The organism is Natranaerobius trueperi, from assembly GCF_002216005.1.
GTDB lineage: Bacteria > Bacillota > Natranaerobiia > Natranaerobiales > Natranaerobiaceae > Natranaerobius_A > Natranaerobius_A trueperi.
Window position 1 is genome coordinate 67,924 of the sequence record NZ_NIQC01000009.1, and the last position, 15,225, is coordinate 83,148.

A 15,225-nucleotide genomic window follows, 5' to 3' on the forward strand; every position below is an offset into this window, starting at 1 on the left:
GTTATCTACATCAAGAGCAGCCTTCCAAGCTGTTTCACTTAACGTCGGGTAAGAGTGAGCCATCTCAATAAGCTCGTCGAAGCGTGCTTATTTTTTGATAGCTAAAGTGTCTTCCTGTATCAAACTCAAACACATAGGGACCTAAAAAATGAATATCACGAACTTTTTTTAGTGTCTTTTTCTGTTACAAATTTTACTATCCCATCGATTTTTCCAAGTATCGTTTGCTTTTCATTTCCTCTAAAAGATAATTTACCAAACTCTACAGCAATTCCATGTTCTTTGCAAACATCCTCACTCATGCCTACTGTAGATATTTCAGATAATGTAAAAATACAACTATGAATTGCTTTATCTTCGTAAACTTCATAAGTATCTAAACATTTCCACTTACAATTCCCTTAATTACTAGCTACATAGCTAACATAGTCCTTATTAGAAACATCTCCGATAGCATATATTACTGGTATATTTATTTCTGTTTTTTCTTAACCATATTTATCAACATTAGTCCTAGGTTTTTAGTATCTATCTCATGTAAATTTGACCTTCTCCAATTGATAAAATCACTTAATCAATTAATCTTCGCTACGACTTATCTCTGTCACCTTTGTTTTTGTTAATATTTTTACTCCACTTTTTAAGATAACTATGAACATCTTCTAACTATTTCTTTATCTCTTGAGATTCCACTTATCTTTAAGATATTTTGTTTTCTCAAGCTCAGAAACAAATAGTTTTTCACCTTCAGTTAAAGTTCCCTGTTCTAGTTTGATATCCAAAGCTGATTCAAAGCCTTTTTTAAAGACCTTAATCAAATTGTCTTGTGTTATGTCAATATTTTTTGTTTTAGCTACATCGGCTAATCCAGCTGCTCTGTTTTTTAAGGTCTTTTTAGTTCGTTCACGCACCTTTTCTGATGGAAAGTTTAACACAGATATTAATTCTTCTATATTTATTTTAATAGGTATAGATCCATGTTGAAGTAAAGCACCATATTTCCTTACTTGGGCACTACCAATAACCTTTTTATCCTCTACTAATAATTCATACCAAGAAGGTGCATCAAAACAAGCAGCCGATCCTTGTTTTTTACCACTCCCATTTTTCAGCTCATTCATCTCAGCTCTAATACCCATTTCATCTAATCCATACATTAAGCCTCTCGATAAAACTTTATATGCCTTTATAACTTCGTCTGGGATTTTAGGATTCTGTTCATTGACAATAACACTATAAGTTAGTTCATCTTTATGAAGAATTGCTCTACCACCTGTTGGGCGTCTTACATAATCAAAACCCAATTTTTTAGAAACTTCAAAGTCTATTTGACGTTCTGCTTTTTGAAAATACCCCATGGAAACACACGGGGGATCCCAAAAATAGAACCGTATAGTTGGTGGAACTTCTTCTTTTGATACCGACTTTAATATTGCTTCATCTCTAGCCATATTGGTCGCACCGTTAGATGGTTTTTCATCAATAATCAATCTCCATGTTTCCATAGAATCTCCCCCTGTCTTAAGTTTCTATTCTAGATAAAACTAACTTAACCGCATTCTGTGCCTCTTCAGATGTGAGTGACCGGGGATAATTATAAATAATTCCACCTGGTTTTTCATTGTAATAAGGCCTATTACAATCAGGACATCCTGTAGTTTCAAATGCTTCTCCATCTTTTAATATATTCTTAATATTCTCACTTTCGATACCAAACTTAATCACTCTATTTTCATTATCAAATATAATGTCATCATATGTAATGTAATTATATCTTAATAGGTAATGAACAGTCTGAATAATCCGATATTTTTTTATGTCTGGGGGGCTCTCATTCTCAAGTTTAGTACCCTTTATAGGAGTAAAAGCAAATAATCCCACATGAACTCCCAAGTAAATAAGTTCTGATAACAGTTCAATAACTTGTTGCTCACTCTCTCCTAAGCCCACAATTAAATGTGTACTAATCTTATCAGGGAATTTTAAGGCACACTCTTTAATTAATTTAAAACGTTCTTCAAAAAAACCTCCCTTAATACTATTAAATTTATTAGGGTCACAAACATCAAGACTTATCCCTACTTTATCAGCTCCTTGATTAATTAAATCTTTAACTTGTTCTACACTTTCGATATTAGCTGATACACATATTGGTAAATTTGTCATTTGAGTTATATCATTTAAAACTGTTTGTGTTTTTTCATGACCCGAATCTTCTTTAACAGACTGAAGACAGACTCGTTTTAGACCATTTCTTTCACCCTCCGCAAGTCCATGCTTCAAATCCTCTTTACTATACTCAGGCCAAGTAATTCGACTAAGCAAATTAGACTTCGATAGGCTAGATCTAGATTGTGGACAGAAAGAACAATTATTTAAACAATTTTCTCCGTCCATCAAGTATGCAGTTGTAGGCATTGCATCCGTCTTAAGCTTATTGAGTCCACACACATAAGCACTACCTGCTGATATCCTTATCATAATGAACAACACTCCTCTTCAAATAAGACATTATACCCCTTTTCTTCTGCTAGTTTTCTCGCCTTAGGAGCAGGAATAACTATTTTATTTACTCCACTTTCTATTGCCCAATAATCAAGCTCGTTTCGATAGCGTCCACCAGGTCGCATGCACCCTAAATATATTGGAATATCCGGAAACTTTATTCGAGCCGTTAATAATACTTCCACAACATACTCTAAAGAAGGTGGTAAAGCATCGGAAAATCTGGTTTTTTTCGTTGGTGTAAAAACGATAAAAGAAAGAGCTGAAGCACCTTCTTTTTCTATTAAATTCATAGCTTTGTATTCACCACTTTTTTGACCACCATTAAGTCCTATGCATATATGTGGAACAACATCAGCATATTTTCTTAATTTACGATAAGCGTTAAGATAATCATTAATTGTAATATTATCAATTCCATAAACATTTTTTATTGTTTCATTACAACCTACAAAATCAAATGATACTACATCAGTCAATTGTCCAATTTTTTTAGCCTCATCATTATTAACTATACCTGCATGTATGTTTAATCTAGTATTTTTTGAAAGCTCTTCTAGTTTTTTCTCATACTTTAAAATGGGTACTTTACCAAAGTGATCACAACCTCCGCTAATCAAACAGCTAGGTGGATTATCAATTTCATCTAACTGTTTCATATTTCGTAAATAGTGGCCACCACAGTGAGCACAATCTAATTCGCAATTAGGTCCAGTAACACTTACTTGTTGTGTATCTTTAGGATAAACAAAGGTCATACTAGGCGAAAAGTTTTGCTGTCTAATGTTTTTGGCTTTTTTTAATAACTGATGATCTATTTTTAAATTCATGCCAGACAACCACCTTGGTATTGATTTCCTAAAACAGCCGTTACTTCATCTAATCTACCTACTGATGTAGTGTGGGAGGCATTATTTACTCTATCTTTTTTTTTTAGATCATCAATCGGGTTATGTTTCATAGTACAAGTTACTAATGAATAAAAACCAGTGTCCCTACTAGAAGTTTTTGTAGCTAGTTCTAAAAAGTCACGCATAACTTCCCTTTCTAATGCTTGAGGTAAGAGTGGATCTTTTTTCCTCTGGAGCTTTTTAGGTATTAAATCATCAATACTTTCACTTTCCTCCGGGACATCACAATAAGGAGGAGAAAAACCAACTCGACCTTCACTTCCTAGTTTAAATATAAAGGCTTTATCATTTTTCATTATTTAATACCCTCCATTCTCTAGCCAACCTGTCGATTTCAACTTTGGCCCTCTTTTCTGTGACACTAATTAACATATGATTTTTAACAACTTGTCTTGGTGTTTTAACAAGAAAAGACTTTAAGAATGGGCTACTATTGGAAGCTCTACATTTTTTAATACCTTTTGATCACATCACAGTCATATGGACACAAGCATACATTCGAAGTTGCCCGTTCCAGACTAGTGCTACTTGCTTGTTTGTAAGTTTAATACATATCCTCTTTCCCATCATCCTCTTAACTATAGCCGTAAACTCATTGCCTGGTTTATTAGTAATAAACTGTTTTTGTAATATCTCTTTTCCCATAAAATTATTATTATTTAGCTAACAAACATTTTTAGCCTTGATTCTATTTCAAACACTACTAAATTAATTCGATGAGATACTAGAAATTCCTCCAAATTATATAATATTTGTTATTATAATCCGTTTTAATGATTTTAAGGCCCAACACATATGGCTTTTAGTTCTTCTAAACTTTCATATTCCATATTCAGGTTATTTTGGTATCTGATACAGGTAAACCAACTCCATGTCGGAGAATAAAAAGGTTAAAATTCAACTCTATTATATACGATTGTCTTACTAGCTTCCGCTTTAGCAGCTAAAAAGCAAAAAGTCAAACAAGAGAACCTTGATAGTGACTACCTAAGAATAATTAGAGCTGAAAAAGAGTGGTATCAAAAAAACTTAAAGGTCTATTTAACGTTTAGAACGTTAATATCTGTATGAAAAGTAAATTCTAGTAACTCCAAACCTAATTTTTCTACATTAAGAATTAAATTTTGAAAAAGGCTTATTATAAAAAAATAACAAAGCATGCTTCAAAATCATACTTTGTTATTTAACAATTACTTTTAATTATCTTGAAACAGAGAAGTTGAGAGATACCTTTCACCTGTATCTGGAAGAATTATAACCATTGTAGTTCCAGGATTATCTTTTGCTATTTTTTTAGCCGTCCATAAAACAGCTCCAGAAGAAATACCTGTCATTATCCCTTCATGTTGCATCAATTCTTTCGAAGATTCAATAGCATCTTTATCTTCTACTTTAAATATTTCATCCACTTGTTTAAGGTTTAACGTATTTGGAATAAAACCTGCACCTATCCCCTGTATTTTATGAGGTAATGGTTTATCTCCTGATAATACAGCAGAATTAAGAGGTTCTACAGCAATGGTTTTCATATTTGTAAAGTGTTTTCTTAAAATTTCACTTGTACCTGTAATAGTTCCACCAGTACCAACACCTGAAATAAAATAATCCAACCTTTTATTATAAAGGTCATTAATAATTTCTTGAGCTGTTGTTTTTTTATGGATGTCAGGATTAGCAGAATTATTAAATTGTTGAGGCATAAAAAAGTTAGAATACTCTTTTACAAGTTCTTCAGCTTTTTCAACAGCACCTTTCATTCCTTTATTACCTGGAGTAAGAACAAGCTCTGCTCCGAAACCTTTAAGTAGGTTTCTTCTTTCAAGACTCATCGAATCAGGCATAACTAAAATTAACCTATATCCTTTTGAAGCTGCTAGCATCGCAAGTCCAATACCAGTATTACCACTTGTTGGTTCTATAATAACTGTATCTTTATCAATATCCCCAACTTCTTCTGCAGCTTGTAACATACTTAATGAAATTCGATCTTTTACACTACCACCGGGATTAAAAGATTCTAACTTCCCATATACATTAACACTTTTTAAATCATCAATTTTAGTTAATTTAATCATTGGAGTATCACCTATTAACTCAGACACATTATTAACAATCACGCTTTCACCCCTATACCCTACAATATTTTAGGGTTATTATATCATATGAGAATTTAAATAACAATTGATAATCAGTTATTTTAAGTATTTCAATTCATCAATAATTTTATCTTTAACTTGATTACGTGTTAAAGTATCAGTCCAAACTAATATATCAGATTCGTAATAATATTTTAATCTCAAATTTAAAAGACGCTCAATTTCCTGTAACTTGTTTTCTGTATTCAATAAAGGACGATTATTATCTAATATCACTCTTTGGCAAATAGTTTCTGCCGTTGCTAGTAATGAAACTGTAATTGTTTGATTTTTTAATATTTGACGGTTTATAGAACGCTCGACAATACCACCACCTGTAGCAATAATATATGGGCCATCAGAAATTAAGTTAGTAAGAACTATACTTTCTATATCTCTAAACCATTGTTCACCTTTCATTTTAAATATATTAGCTATATCCATATTCGTTTCTTTTTCAATCTGTTTATCTGTATCTTTAAAACCTATACCTAACGATTTAGCCAATGAACAACCTATCGTTGATTTACCAACACCCATAAAACCTATTAAAGCAATATTTTTATCTAATGATATTAATGTCAATCTAATCATCCTATCTTCACTAATGTCTCGGGCTTTTATTAACTTTCTCTATAGCTTTAACTATTTCAGCTGTAACATCGGTTGAAAATTGTACCATCAGGGAATCTATTTTAGAGTAAATTTCTCCTTTTTCAGTAACGATATAACGTGGTGGTAGGTTATTTAAAGCAATAGCCATTATATCTTTTTTACAATGATCACAATTACAAATGCTAGAACGCTCAGCTAATAAAGAATTTAACTTTTTTAAAACAACATCTTCCATATAATTCTTTAAATTTAAATTACTCATTTCCGTCCCTCCTTGAAACTTTTAAAAACCAGGTAAAACTTCACTTTTTCTAATACGACCAGAGACTGCAGCTATGACAACATATTTTGTATCACCTTGTTTATTAGAAATACCAATAGTAGCCCCGCCCCAAGGCACTCCATCCGGAGCGAAAACAACCTCAGGATTGTAAAAGTCACTTCCCCCTGTGTTAAGTGTACTAAAATTTATACCATCTGGTAAATAATTTATTTTAGTTCTATTCGGTAAATGTAAAACATAGTAGTTTTGAGGTCCAAAATAAGGAAAACTTATTCTTGATAATTGTTCAGTTTTCAGTGCTTGCATTTTTACAAGTCTTAAATCTTGGTAAAGCTTATTATGTGCACCGTCAAGAACAAAGATATCTATGGTTTTTACAACATTAGGGTACAAAATAGAAATTATAATTGCTATTAAAATTATGACACCTAAGGTTTCAATCAAAGTAAATCCTCTTGTGTTATTAACTTTGCTTATTTTAATAACCTACTTTCTACCCGTAAACGGGTTTATTTTTCCAATATCATCTTCTGATGTTAATTTATTTTCCGGTAACAAATTATAGCCATCAAAATAGGTTTCTAAGTGTAAATTAACCGATAATATTTCACCAACATTTGTGCTATTAAAATTATTTAAATTTCTAATATGTATTGATCTGATATTGATATGCCTTTTAAAGCCTTGTATTTCTTCTAGCACATTATATATGTCTCTATACTCTCCTTCGACATGCCCCTTTATATCAACAGAAGAGATACAATCATCCATTTCATTAGTTTCAAATTCAAAGAAATCCAATTTTAAATTGTATTGTTCAAGTATGGAAAAAATCTGATCTATAGTATATTCTAATTCTTTTTTCCCTGGTATTAAGTTAGAAAGTATTTCTATATTTTGATCCTGATCAAAGTTTTGTAGGTCTTTTTTATTAATTTTAAGGACTTTTATATCATTATTATATTTTTCTATTTCAGATTTTTTCTCTTGAATTTCTTGTTGTAACGGTTGAAATAAAATATGCCAGAATATTGCAAATAAAATAACTAAAAATGTCAATAATATGATGACTCTTTCTCTTTTCGTCAATTTTTGAACGAATTTCTCAATCATTCAGTATCATCTCCTACTTTTGTAGGTATTTTTGCAATAATTTCGAAATAGTATATACCAACTTGTTCATTTATAGTTAAAATCTCTACATCGTAATAGTCAGTTCTTTTTCTTAAGTTTTGTTTAAAGTTCAAGACTCCAAAAACACTGTCTCCAAATCCTACTAGCTGTACCCTATTATCTTTTGCAATATATTCCTCTAAAGTAACGTCTCGAGAAATATTTAGATTTATTTGTTCTAAATAATTTGTCCAGTTTATTTCTTCTTGTAAAATATCTTCTAAATTACTTAATTTACTTTCCACGGTTTTTTTTAGTTCTTTTTTATCACCATATACTATTAAATCCTCTTGTAACTTCATTTCGTAGTTTTCTAGTTGTTTTACTGATGATTTAAGATCATTATTATGTCTCATTGCCACTCCATACCAAATAACTAAAACAGATAAGTAAAAAATAATGAATAATACAATTATTCTTCTATTACGCATCTCCTTTTCTTTTTCAATTAATTCCGGTGGTCGTAAATCATAATTTAATTTCAAGATACCCAATTCCTTAGTGCTAGACTTGTAGCTATGCTCATAGTCATCCCTTCTTGTATAAAAGAACTATTAATATTTTGAGTGCTCAATTCTTGAAAGGGATCAATTAATATTGGGCTAAGACCTAAATACTTTGTTACTATATCTAGAAGGTCTTTTTGTTCCCAGCCTCTACCTGTTACAAGTAATTGAATAGGAAAGCCTTTAATAATCCCCTCTATATTTAAATATTCAATAGAACGTTCAATTTCTATAATTAAATTATTTACTATTTGTTCCTCCATTACATTATCAGTTACTGCCTTTTGAAGATTTTGTCTTACTAACTTTTCAGTTCCAAAAGATATGTTTCTAGAAAAAATATATTGACTTCCTTTGGCAATTAATATAGTTGTTGATATTAAGCCTAAATCTAAAATTAAATTTAAAGGTTTAGCTGCATTTTCTTTTTCAAAACTAAGGCTTATGTATCTTAATAAAGAAAATACTTCTACATCTAATGCTTTAAGGCGTAAGTTTGCAAATTCAGCTACTTTTACATATTTATCAATGATATTTCTATTTGAAGCTAAAAATAAAACCTTCATATTGTTCTTTTGTCTTTTAATAATAGACCAGTCAGTTACAAACATTTCTTTTGGAAACATTAAATGTTTGTCAGCTTCATACTCAATTACACTACTTAGTTCTTTATTTGACATTACCGGAAAGTTAAGGGTTTTTATTATAACATCACGTTCTCTGAGAGCTAGACAAGCATCTCTATTCTTAAAACCACTACGTTTTAAACACTTCTTAATAGATTCCCCCAAATCTTTAATGGATTCATCTATACTAATAGAGTGATTATAGACTGCTATGTTATTAAATTTAAGTTCAGTTCCTTTTTTAACTAACTCAACTATCCTGATAGTTCCTGGACCCAAATCAATTCCTAGTGGAGATTTCTTAGTCATTACCTTATTAATCATTTAATTAGTTCCTCCTAATATGATATTTAAAATCAGTTGTTTCTAATTTATATAATGGAGAATAATTTAAATTTAGATTATTAATCCTTAACCTAGAAATGTTCTTTCCAACAATATCGCCTTTAGGTGCTATAAGACTACCATTAATTGCTATATTATCTCCTAACAATTTAATCCCTGTACCGCGCTCTTCAGAATATAATAATGTATACCCTTCCGAGTTAATACTTTGTAAGTTATTCTCTTCCACAAATATTTTCCCAGCTGCTAATATAACTAAGGTATTATCCTGGTATTTCTCTAGAACACCTTCTTGTATTGTTATATTTCCATTTTCATTACTGTCTTCTAATACAATTAAAAAATACGGATCATGTGGTATATAATCTAAGTATAAATCACCATAGTTTAGCTCGATGCTTTCATTTTCGCCATCATATTGCTTTATATCTAAAGAATCTAAGGTACGGAGTTCAATCGAATCTAGAAATTCAGGCTCATAGTAGATCACAGGTTCTTTTATATCACTTTCATTTTTAAAGTTTCTCTGATAAAGAACCTTCCCCGATATTGAATAATTAGTATGATCAAAGTATATATTTTTTGCCAAAATAGCATATTCCATCATTTCTTCTAATAATTCAAAATTAATAAAAAACGTTCGTTCTATATTACTTATTAAAGTTCTATTTGCATTCTCAAACATTCCGGTAGACTTAATATTTTTAGAGTTTCTGTTTACTGTTTCTATATCTACTGTAAAACTATGTCCGTCTGTATTAATATCATGCTCTATGGACATTTTATTAATTTTATCCCATTCATCTTGTAAATGTTTTTTTGCGTATTGTATTCCTGAACTAGCATTGTAATAAGCTTTAACTCCATCGCCGTACCCTTTTGCTATTTGAGAATTAACAAAAACTATATCTAATAAAAATTTACCCAACAGTGATAAAATCATTAAAATCACGAGACTCATAATAAGTACAGACCCACATTGATTATTTCTTAATTTATTAAACAATAAATTTTCCTCATTTCATCAGTTTCTAGGTAAAACATTAGTATTATATGTTTGAACTTTACCGTAATTTTTTACACTTAATGTAATTGATAAAAGATCCCAGTGACTAGAAGTGTTCTCAACTTTTACTAATCTTCCATTTCTCATCTGTTTTTTTGTAAACTGAAGATCACAAATATTAGATGCAACTGGTAAATTGAATTCATTCTTAATATCAGTTCCACATAGATAAAAAATATTTCTACCCTCTAACAACAAATAATTATCAGAACTAATTTCCAATTTATCTTTATCAAGTTCTCGTATAGTCTCTACCATTTGATTCATAACATATCTTGAGTTTTGTTGAATTTCGACACTATCTGTTGCAATATACCAACTTTTAATTCCCTGGCTAAATATTGAAAGAATACTTATTGTAACAATTCCAATTAATATGGTTGTAGCTAATAGCTCAACTAAAGTATACCCCTTTTCATTTTTTAGATGATTATAAGACTTTCTCATACAATAAACCTATAAGCTTTCAGTTGATAAAGATAATCCCGCTCCATTTCATTCCAGTTAACAATCAAACCTACTAACAGTAGGTTTTCTGAATAGTGTTCTACAGAAATGGTTACTTCAAATATATCTTCCTCGTATTTTATTGAATCATATGAAATAAGTTCTTCAGAAGAGTTTATCATCAAATATTCCATCTTACCTTGTGCTAATTGTACAGCTTTAGTGTAATCCTCTCCTTCATTCACACGAATCAACCCTTGTCCTAAAATCCCTAGTAGAGGCGTAACAATTAACCCTAAAATAACCACTGATCCTAAGACTTCTAGTAGAGTATAACCCGCTTCAGAATTTAATTGAGCCATAGTAATTCACCACCCCAAAAAATTCAATACATTTTCGATAGGTATTTACCGCACAGATAAAAATGGTACTTTAAATAAATAAAAAAGGAACAAAAGGTAAATGGATGTTTTATAGCTTTTATCACAAACCATTAGAACAAAGATAACTATTAAACCTATAATAGACGCAATAGACACTACGTAAGTCCTATATATAAATTTTTCGACATTTCATCTTCCATTTTCGGTGTTAAATTATTAATTACATCTTGCCAGCTAGTAGCAGTTTTATATGCTTCAGAAAAATCTTCTAATTCAAGTGTATTTTTAACAATCCTATCTGCATCTTCTAATTGAGTATTTATATATTTTTCAAAAAAATCATCTACCCACTTGCCTTCTCCAATTTGTTCAAGTTTTCTGTTCTGTAAAGAATATATTTCAACCGCGCTTCTTAGAGCATTGAGATCAGCTAAGTCAGCCTCGCCTTGTGCATTATCAACCACCTGTATAACTTTAGGAACAGAAATTGATATTAATATACCTAAAATCACTACAACAGCTAATAGCTCTACCAAAGTAAAACCTTTTTCACCTAAAACAAAATTGTATATTTTAAAGAAATTCATAGTAAAACCTCCCTTTTTCACTTAAAATATTTGCCATATTTCTACCATAGGTAATACAACTGATAAAACTATTAAACCTACAATAATCGTCATAAATAAAATCATAAATGGCTCAATTAAACTACTTAACCTTTCTAAAGTAAATTTACTTTCTTTTTCGTAAAACGTTGCCAATTCAATTAACATTTCTTCAAGTTGTCCAGTTTCTTCTCCGACGGCAATCATTTTACTAACTAAAGGTGGAAATAAATCACTCTGAGCCATTGGCTCACTCATAGGTTGTCCCTTTTTTAGATTCAAGATCGAGCTATCAATTACACTCTCAACAACTCCATTATTAAGTGTTTTTTTAACTAATTTCAGCGATTCTAAAAGAGGAATACCACTTCCCACTAATGTTGCTAAGGTTCTTGAAAATCTAGCCATTGAAACTTTTATATAAATATCTTTAATAAATGGGGTAACAAGTAAAAATAACTCAAAAAAACGTATACCTAATTTTGTCTTTAAAGATAAGTACACTGCTCCTAAAAAAATCATTAGCAAAATCAAGAATGTTATAACTTGTTCATCTATTAAAATACCAGTTCGAATTATGATTTCAGTTATAAGGGGTAAAGTTATCCCTGCATCATCTAAAATGTGAGAAAACTCAGGTAAAATTTGTGTTATTAAAATATAAATCACAGCTAAAGAAACAACTAGTAATATAATAGGATATGTCATAACATTTTTTACTTTCTCTTTTGTATCATAATCTTTTTGATAGTGAATAGAAATCTTATCTAAAATGTCATCTAAAGCTCCTGATTCTTCACCAGCAGTTATCATATTTACAAATAAAGAAGGGAATACATCTTGTCTATGTTCAAAAGATTCTCCTAGCCCTTCCCCTGTTCTTACTCTTTCAGTTATACTACTAATACTTTTTTTAAATTTATTGTTAACATTTTGTTGTGCTAATACATCTAAACTATCAACTATAGTTATCCCTGCTTTTATCATAGTTGATAGTTGCCTAGAAATAATCATTAAGTCTCTAGATGTTATCCTGTTAAATAAGTCTATATTATTTAAATATATATTTAATTTGTTAGCTTTTTTTATATCAGTAATAAATAGATTTTTATTTCTTAAAGTTAAAATGGCACTATTTTCATCTTTGGATTCTATGGTGTTTTCTATTTTATTTCCATTTATATCTCTTGCTTTATATATATAAATTGAAGTCAAATCAGCTCACCTCTAGAAAGTTTTGTTTTATTACTTTTCATGTGATTATATCGGCTTTGTTTCGATATCAAACCTTTAAAATAAATTTTTTGTACAGAAGCTTACATAGTATGTGAATGTATCTATAAATTTTCCCTCTCTAATTAAATTTATATCGCATTAGTAGAGTTACATACGATGAACTTCGAGAAAAATTTTAAAAATTATGACAACAACTTTCAGAGTTATATACTCAACCACAGCTGCTAAACTTGGTAATTTACCACTACCTGTTCCTCTTGTCACAAGAACTGAGCCACTTGATTTATTGGACAATTTACTCTTAACTGAAGAAATCATTGAACTTCTTAAAGCTGGCGCTTTGGTGATGTATTAACTGTAATATGTAAATCTGAAACATCTAAAAATATCGCCATTTCTAAAAGTTCAAGTTTATTTCTCACCTCTAGTTTGTTTTACTTTGTTAAAAAATGATTCTATTAACTTCTTCAATCGTTGTTTCTCCTTTAGCCACTTTGTCCATTGCATTCTCAAGCAAAGGTATGAACCCTTGTGTTCTAGCATAATCTGTTAGTTCTTTAGTACAACCTCTTATTAGCATATCTATTATAATATTATCTAAGATTAATAGCTCATAAACTGCTGTTCTATCTTTATAACCTGTATTCTCACAGTTTTTACAGCCTCGTCCTTTATAAAATGTTACATCTGTTTGTACTTTAGAATATTTTTTATAAATCTCTAATTCTTGTTTCGATGGTGTATACTTCTCTTGACATGTTGAACAAATTATCCTTACTAATCTTTGAGACACTATACCACCCGCAAAAGCCTTAATTAGAAATGAAGGTATTCCCATATCAATTAGTCTAGTAAGAGTATTTATAGCACTATCTGTATGTAAAGTCGATAAAACAAGGTGACCAGTTATAGCTGATCTAATAGCAATTTGAGCTGTTTCTATATCTCTAATTTCACCAATCATTATGATATCTGGGTCCTGTCTCAAAATAGTTCTCAAACCATTTGTAAAAGTAAGCTCAATCTGTTCATTTATTTGTACTTGATTAATCCTACTAAGCTGATACTCTACAGGGTCTTCAATAGTTATAATGTTTTTTTCTAGACTATTAATACGGTTTAAAGAAGAGTAAAGCGTGGTTGTTTTACCACATCCAGTTGGTCCAGTTACTAGTATCATGCCAGCACTACTTTTCAGAAGTTTAATATATTTATCTAAATCTTGCACTCTGAATCCTAACTCGTCGAGATTAATGTACTTTCGATTTTTTATTAATACTCTTATAACAATCTTCTCACCAAAAATTGTCGGCAAAGTTGATATTCTTAAATCACTTTCTATCCCTTCCAAATTAAAACTACATCTACCGTCCTGTGGAGTTCGCTTCTTAGTTACATCCATACCTCCCATTATTTTAATCCTACTAATTAAAAGATCTTGGACATGTTTGGGAGGCGATGTGATATCATGTAAAATGCCATCAATACGAAATCTTACATTCATAGATGTTTTTGTAGAATCAATATGAATATCACTTGCTTCTCTTTTAATCGCTTGATTTATTAAGGAATTTACTACCTGAACAACAGGCGAATCTTCACCTATATTTTCTATTGAATTTTCGTTTTTTGATTTGTCATAACTACTATCAATTTGATTTATAGTTTCTTCTAAGTATTCTGTAATACCAAAAAACCTAGTTATTTCTTGTTCTATTTCTTTAGTAGTTGCAATCACTGGTTCAATTTCTAGTCCTGTAGCCATTTGAATATTATCAATTGCCACTACATTTAGTGGATCACTCATTGCTAGGGTTAACTTATTGCCACTTATATTAATAGGTAAAACTTGATAATGTTTCATCAAATACGAAGGGATTTGATTGACAATTTCTTTTTTTAAGTAATAATTCTGCAAAGAAATATATTTGATCCCCATATGTGATTTTAATACTTGAATTAATTCATCTTCACTAATTATATTGAGATCGACAATACTTTTTCTGAAAGTTTTTCCGGTCTCATGTTGATGCTCAACAATTTTATTTAACTGATGATTAGTAATTGTATTTGTATCAACTAACAGTTCACCTAATTGCTTTTTCTTTTGTCGAAACATTCGCTCCTCCTAAAATAAATTTTTGTAAAAAAATATTAGTATTGTATTCTAGAAACTTACTAAGAACTCCTTTTTTTATAGAAAATATTTTTATTACTCCGAAATTAGTTGTTCTAGTCAATTCAGATCAATTAAAAATTATTAAATCGAGTAGGAGGTAGATAATTAATTTATCTACCGACCTCTCACACCACCAAGCATACCGTCCGGTACTTGGCGGTTCAATGATTTAAGTGCAGTACCTCGTATCTTTTGGATATGTCATCATAT

20 protein-coding genes are annotated in these 15,225 nt (G+C 30.3%); 1 reads left to right on the top strand and 19 read right to left on the bottom strand.

Annotated elements, in window-relative coordinates; translation table 11 throughout:
* Positions 1–155: 155 nt before the first annotated feature.
* From CDO51_RS05605 to CDO51_RS05685, 18 genes are all read right to left on the bottom strand, one after another.
* Positions 156–347 (bottom strand): hypothetical protein, encoded by a 192-nt coding sequence (locus CDO51_RS05605; RefSeq protein WP_338044564.1) that lies wholly within the window; start codon positions 345–347, stop codon positions 156–158.
* Positions 348–674: 327 nt separating this feature from the next.
* Positions 675–1,505 carry a lipoate--protein ligase family protein gene (locus tag CDO51_RS05610; protein ID WP_089023327.1) on the bottom strand — a complete coding sequence of 277 codons (831 nt, stop codon included), beginning with the start codon at positions 1,503–1,505 and terminating at the stop codon, positions 675–677.
* A gap of 16 nt (positions 1,506–1,521) precedes the next feature.
* Positions 1,522–2,481: a LipS2 family lipoyl synthase gene (locus tag CDO51_RS05615; protein WP_089023328.1), complete on the bottom strand. Its 960-nt coding sequence runs from the start codon at positions 2,479–2,481 to the stop codon at positions 1,522–1,524.
* The gene (locus CDO51_RS05620) at positions 2,478–3,335 is read right to left on the bottom strand and encodes a LipS1 family lipoyl synthase (RefSeq protein ID WP_089023329.1); all 858 of its coding nucleotides are present in this window, start codon (positions 3,333–3,335) and stop codon (positions 2,478–2,480) included. Before CDO51_RS05620 ends, CDO51_RS05615 begins: the two co-directional genes overlap by 4 nt.
* Positions 3,332–3,712, bottom strand: a complete 381-nt coding sequence (locus CDO51_RS05625) for a hypothetical protein (RefSeq protein WP_089023330.1) — start codon at positions 3,710–3,712, stop codon at positions 3,332–3,334. Before CDO51_RS05625 ends, CDO51_RS05620 begins: the two co-directional genes overlap by 4 nt.
* A gap of 169 nt (positions 3,713–3,881) precedes the next feature.
* On the bottom strand, positions 3,882–4,061 hold the full coding sequence (locus CDO51_RS13745) for a hypothetical protein (protein WP_158212333.1): 180 nt from the start codon (positions 4,059–4,061) through the stop codon (positions 3,882–3,884).
* A 551-nt stretch (positions 4,062–4,612) separates the two neighbouring features.
* Entirely contained in the window at positions 4,613–5,533 is a 921-nt protein-coding gene (cysK, locus tag CDO51_RS05630) for a cysteine synthase A (protein ID WP_089023331.1), read from the bottom strand.
* Positions 5,534–5,608: 75 nt separating this feature from the next.
* Positions 5,609–6,136 carry a shikimate kinase gene (locus CDO51_RS05635; protein ID WP_158212334.1) on the bottom strand — a complete coding sequence of 176 codons (528 nt, stop codon included), beginning with the start codon at positions 6,134–6,136 and terminating at the stop codon, positions 5,609–5,611.
* A gap of 19 nt (positions 6,137–6,155) precedes the next feature.
* Positions 6,156–6,428, bottom strand: coding sequence for a late competence development ComFB family protein (locus CDO51_RS05640; RefSeq protein ID WP_089023333.1), 273 nt, complete (start codon positions 6,426–6,428; stop codon positions 6,156–6,158).
* Between the two features lie 21 nt (positions 6,429–6,449).
* Positions 6,450–6,932: a prepilin-type N-terminal cleavage/methylation domain-containing protein gene (locus CDO51_RS05645; protein WP_089023334.1), complete on the bottom strand. Its 483-nt coding sequence runs from the start codon at positions 6,930–6,932 to the stop codon at positions 6,450–6,452.
* 3 nt (positions 6,933–6,935) lie between these two features.
* Complete coding sequence (pilO, locus tag CDO51_RS05650) at positions 6,936–7,562, bottom strand: type 4a pilus biogenesis protein PilO (protein ID WP_089023335.1); 627 nt, start codon at positions 7,560–7,562, stop codon at positions 6,936–6,938.
* Positions 7,559–8,116 carry a hypothetical protein gene (locus CDO51_RS05655; RefSeq protein WP_205842122.1) on the bottom strand — a complete coding sequence of 186 codons (558 nt, stop codon included), beginning with the start codon at positions 8,114–8,116 and terminating at the stop codon, positions 7,559–7,561. The genes pilO and CDO51_RS05655 overlap by 4 nt, the downstream gene beginning before the upstream one ends.
* Positions 8,104–9,078, bottom strand: a complete 975-nt coding sequence (gene pilM / locus CDO51_RS05660; protein WP_089023337.1) for a type IV pilus biogenesis protein PilM — start codon at positions 9,076–9,078, stop codon at positions 8,104–8,106. Before pilM ends, CDO51_RS05655 begins: the two co-directional genes overlap by 13 nt.
* A gap of 4 nt (positions 9,079–9,082) precedes the next feature.
* On the bottom strand, positions 9,083–10,105 hold the full coding sequence (locus CDO51_RS05665) for a pilus assembly PilX N-terminal domain-containing protein (protein WP_089023338.1): 1,023 nt from the start codon (positions 10,103–10,105) through the stop codon (positions 9,083–9,085).
* 18 nt (positions 10,106–10,123) lie between these two features.
* Positions 10,124–10,612: a PilW family protein gene (locus CDO51_RS05670; RefSeq protein ID WP_089023339.1), complete on the bottom strand. Its 489-nt coding sequence runs from the start codon at positions 10,610–10,612 to the stop codon at positions 10,124–10,126.
* Entirely contained in the window at positions 10,609–10,974 is a 366-nt protein-coding gene (locus tag CDO51_RS05675; RefSeq protein ID WP_089023340.1) for a type IV pilus modification PilV family protein, read from the bottom strand. The genes CDO51_RS05670 and CDO51_RS05675 overlap by 4 nt, the downstream gene beginning before the upstream one ends.
* 176 nt (positions 10,975–11,150) lie before the next feature.
* Positions 11,151–11,582 (bottom strand): type II secretion system protein, encoded by a 432-nt coding sequence (locus tag CDO51_RS05680; protein ID WP_089023341.1) that lies wholly within the window; start codon positions 11,580–11,582, stop codon positions 11,151–11,153.
* Between the two features lie 21 nt (positions 11,583–11,603).
* A complete protein-coding gene (locus CDO51_RS05685) occupies positions 11,604–12,815 on the bottom strand; it encodes a type II secretion system F family protein (RefSeq protein ID WP_089023342.1) in 1,212 nt (403 codons plus the stop codon).
* Positions 12,816–13,020: 205 nt separating this feature from the next.
* On the opposite strand from CDO51_RS05685, the gene CDO51_RS13750 reads away from it, so the two are divergent.
* Positions 13,021–13,191 (top strand): hypothetical protein, encoded by a 171-nt coding sequence (locus tag CDO51_RS13750; protein WP_158212337.1) that lies wholly within the window; start codon positions 13,021–13,023, stop codon positions 13,189–13,191.
* A gap of 87 nt (positions 13,192–13,278) precedes the next feature.
* Here the strand turns inward: CDO51_RS13750 and CDO51_RS05690 are convergent, their stop codons facing one another.
* On the bottom strand, positions 13,279–14,955 hold the full coding sequence (locus CDO51_RS05690; protein WP_089023343.1) for a GspE/PulE family protein: 1,677 nt from the start codon (positions 14,953–14,955) through the stop codon (positions 13,279–13,281).
* Between the last annotated feature and the right edge of the window lie 270 nt (positions 14,956–15,225).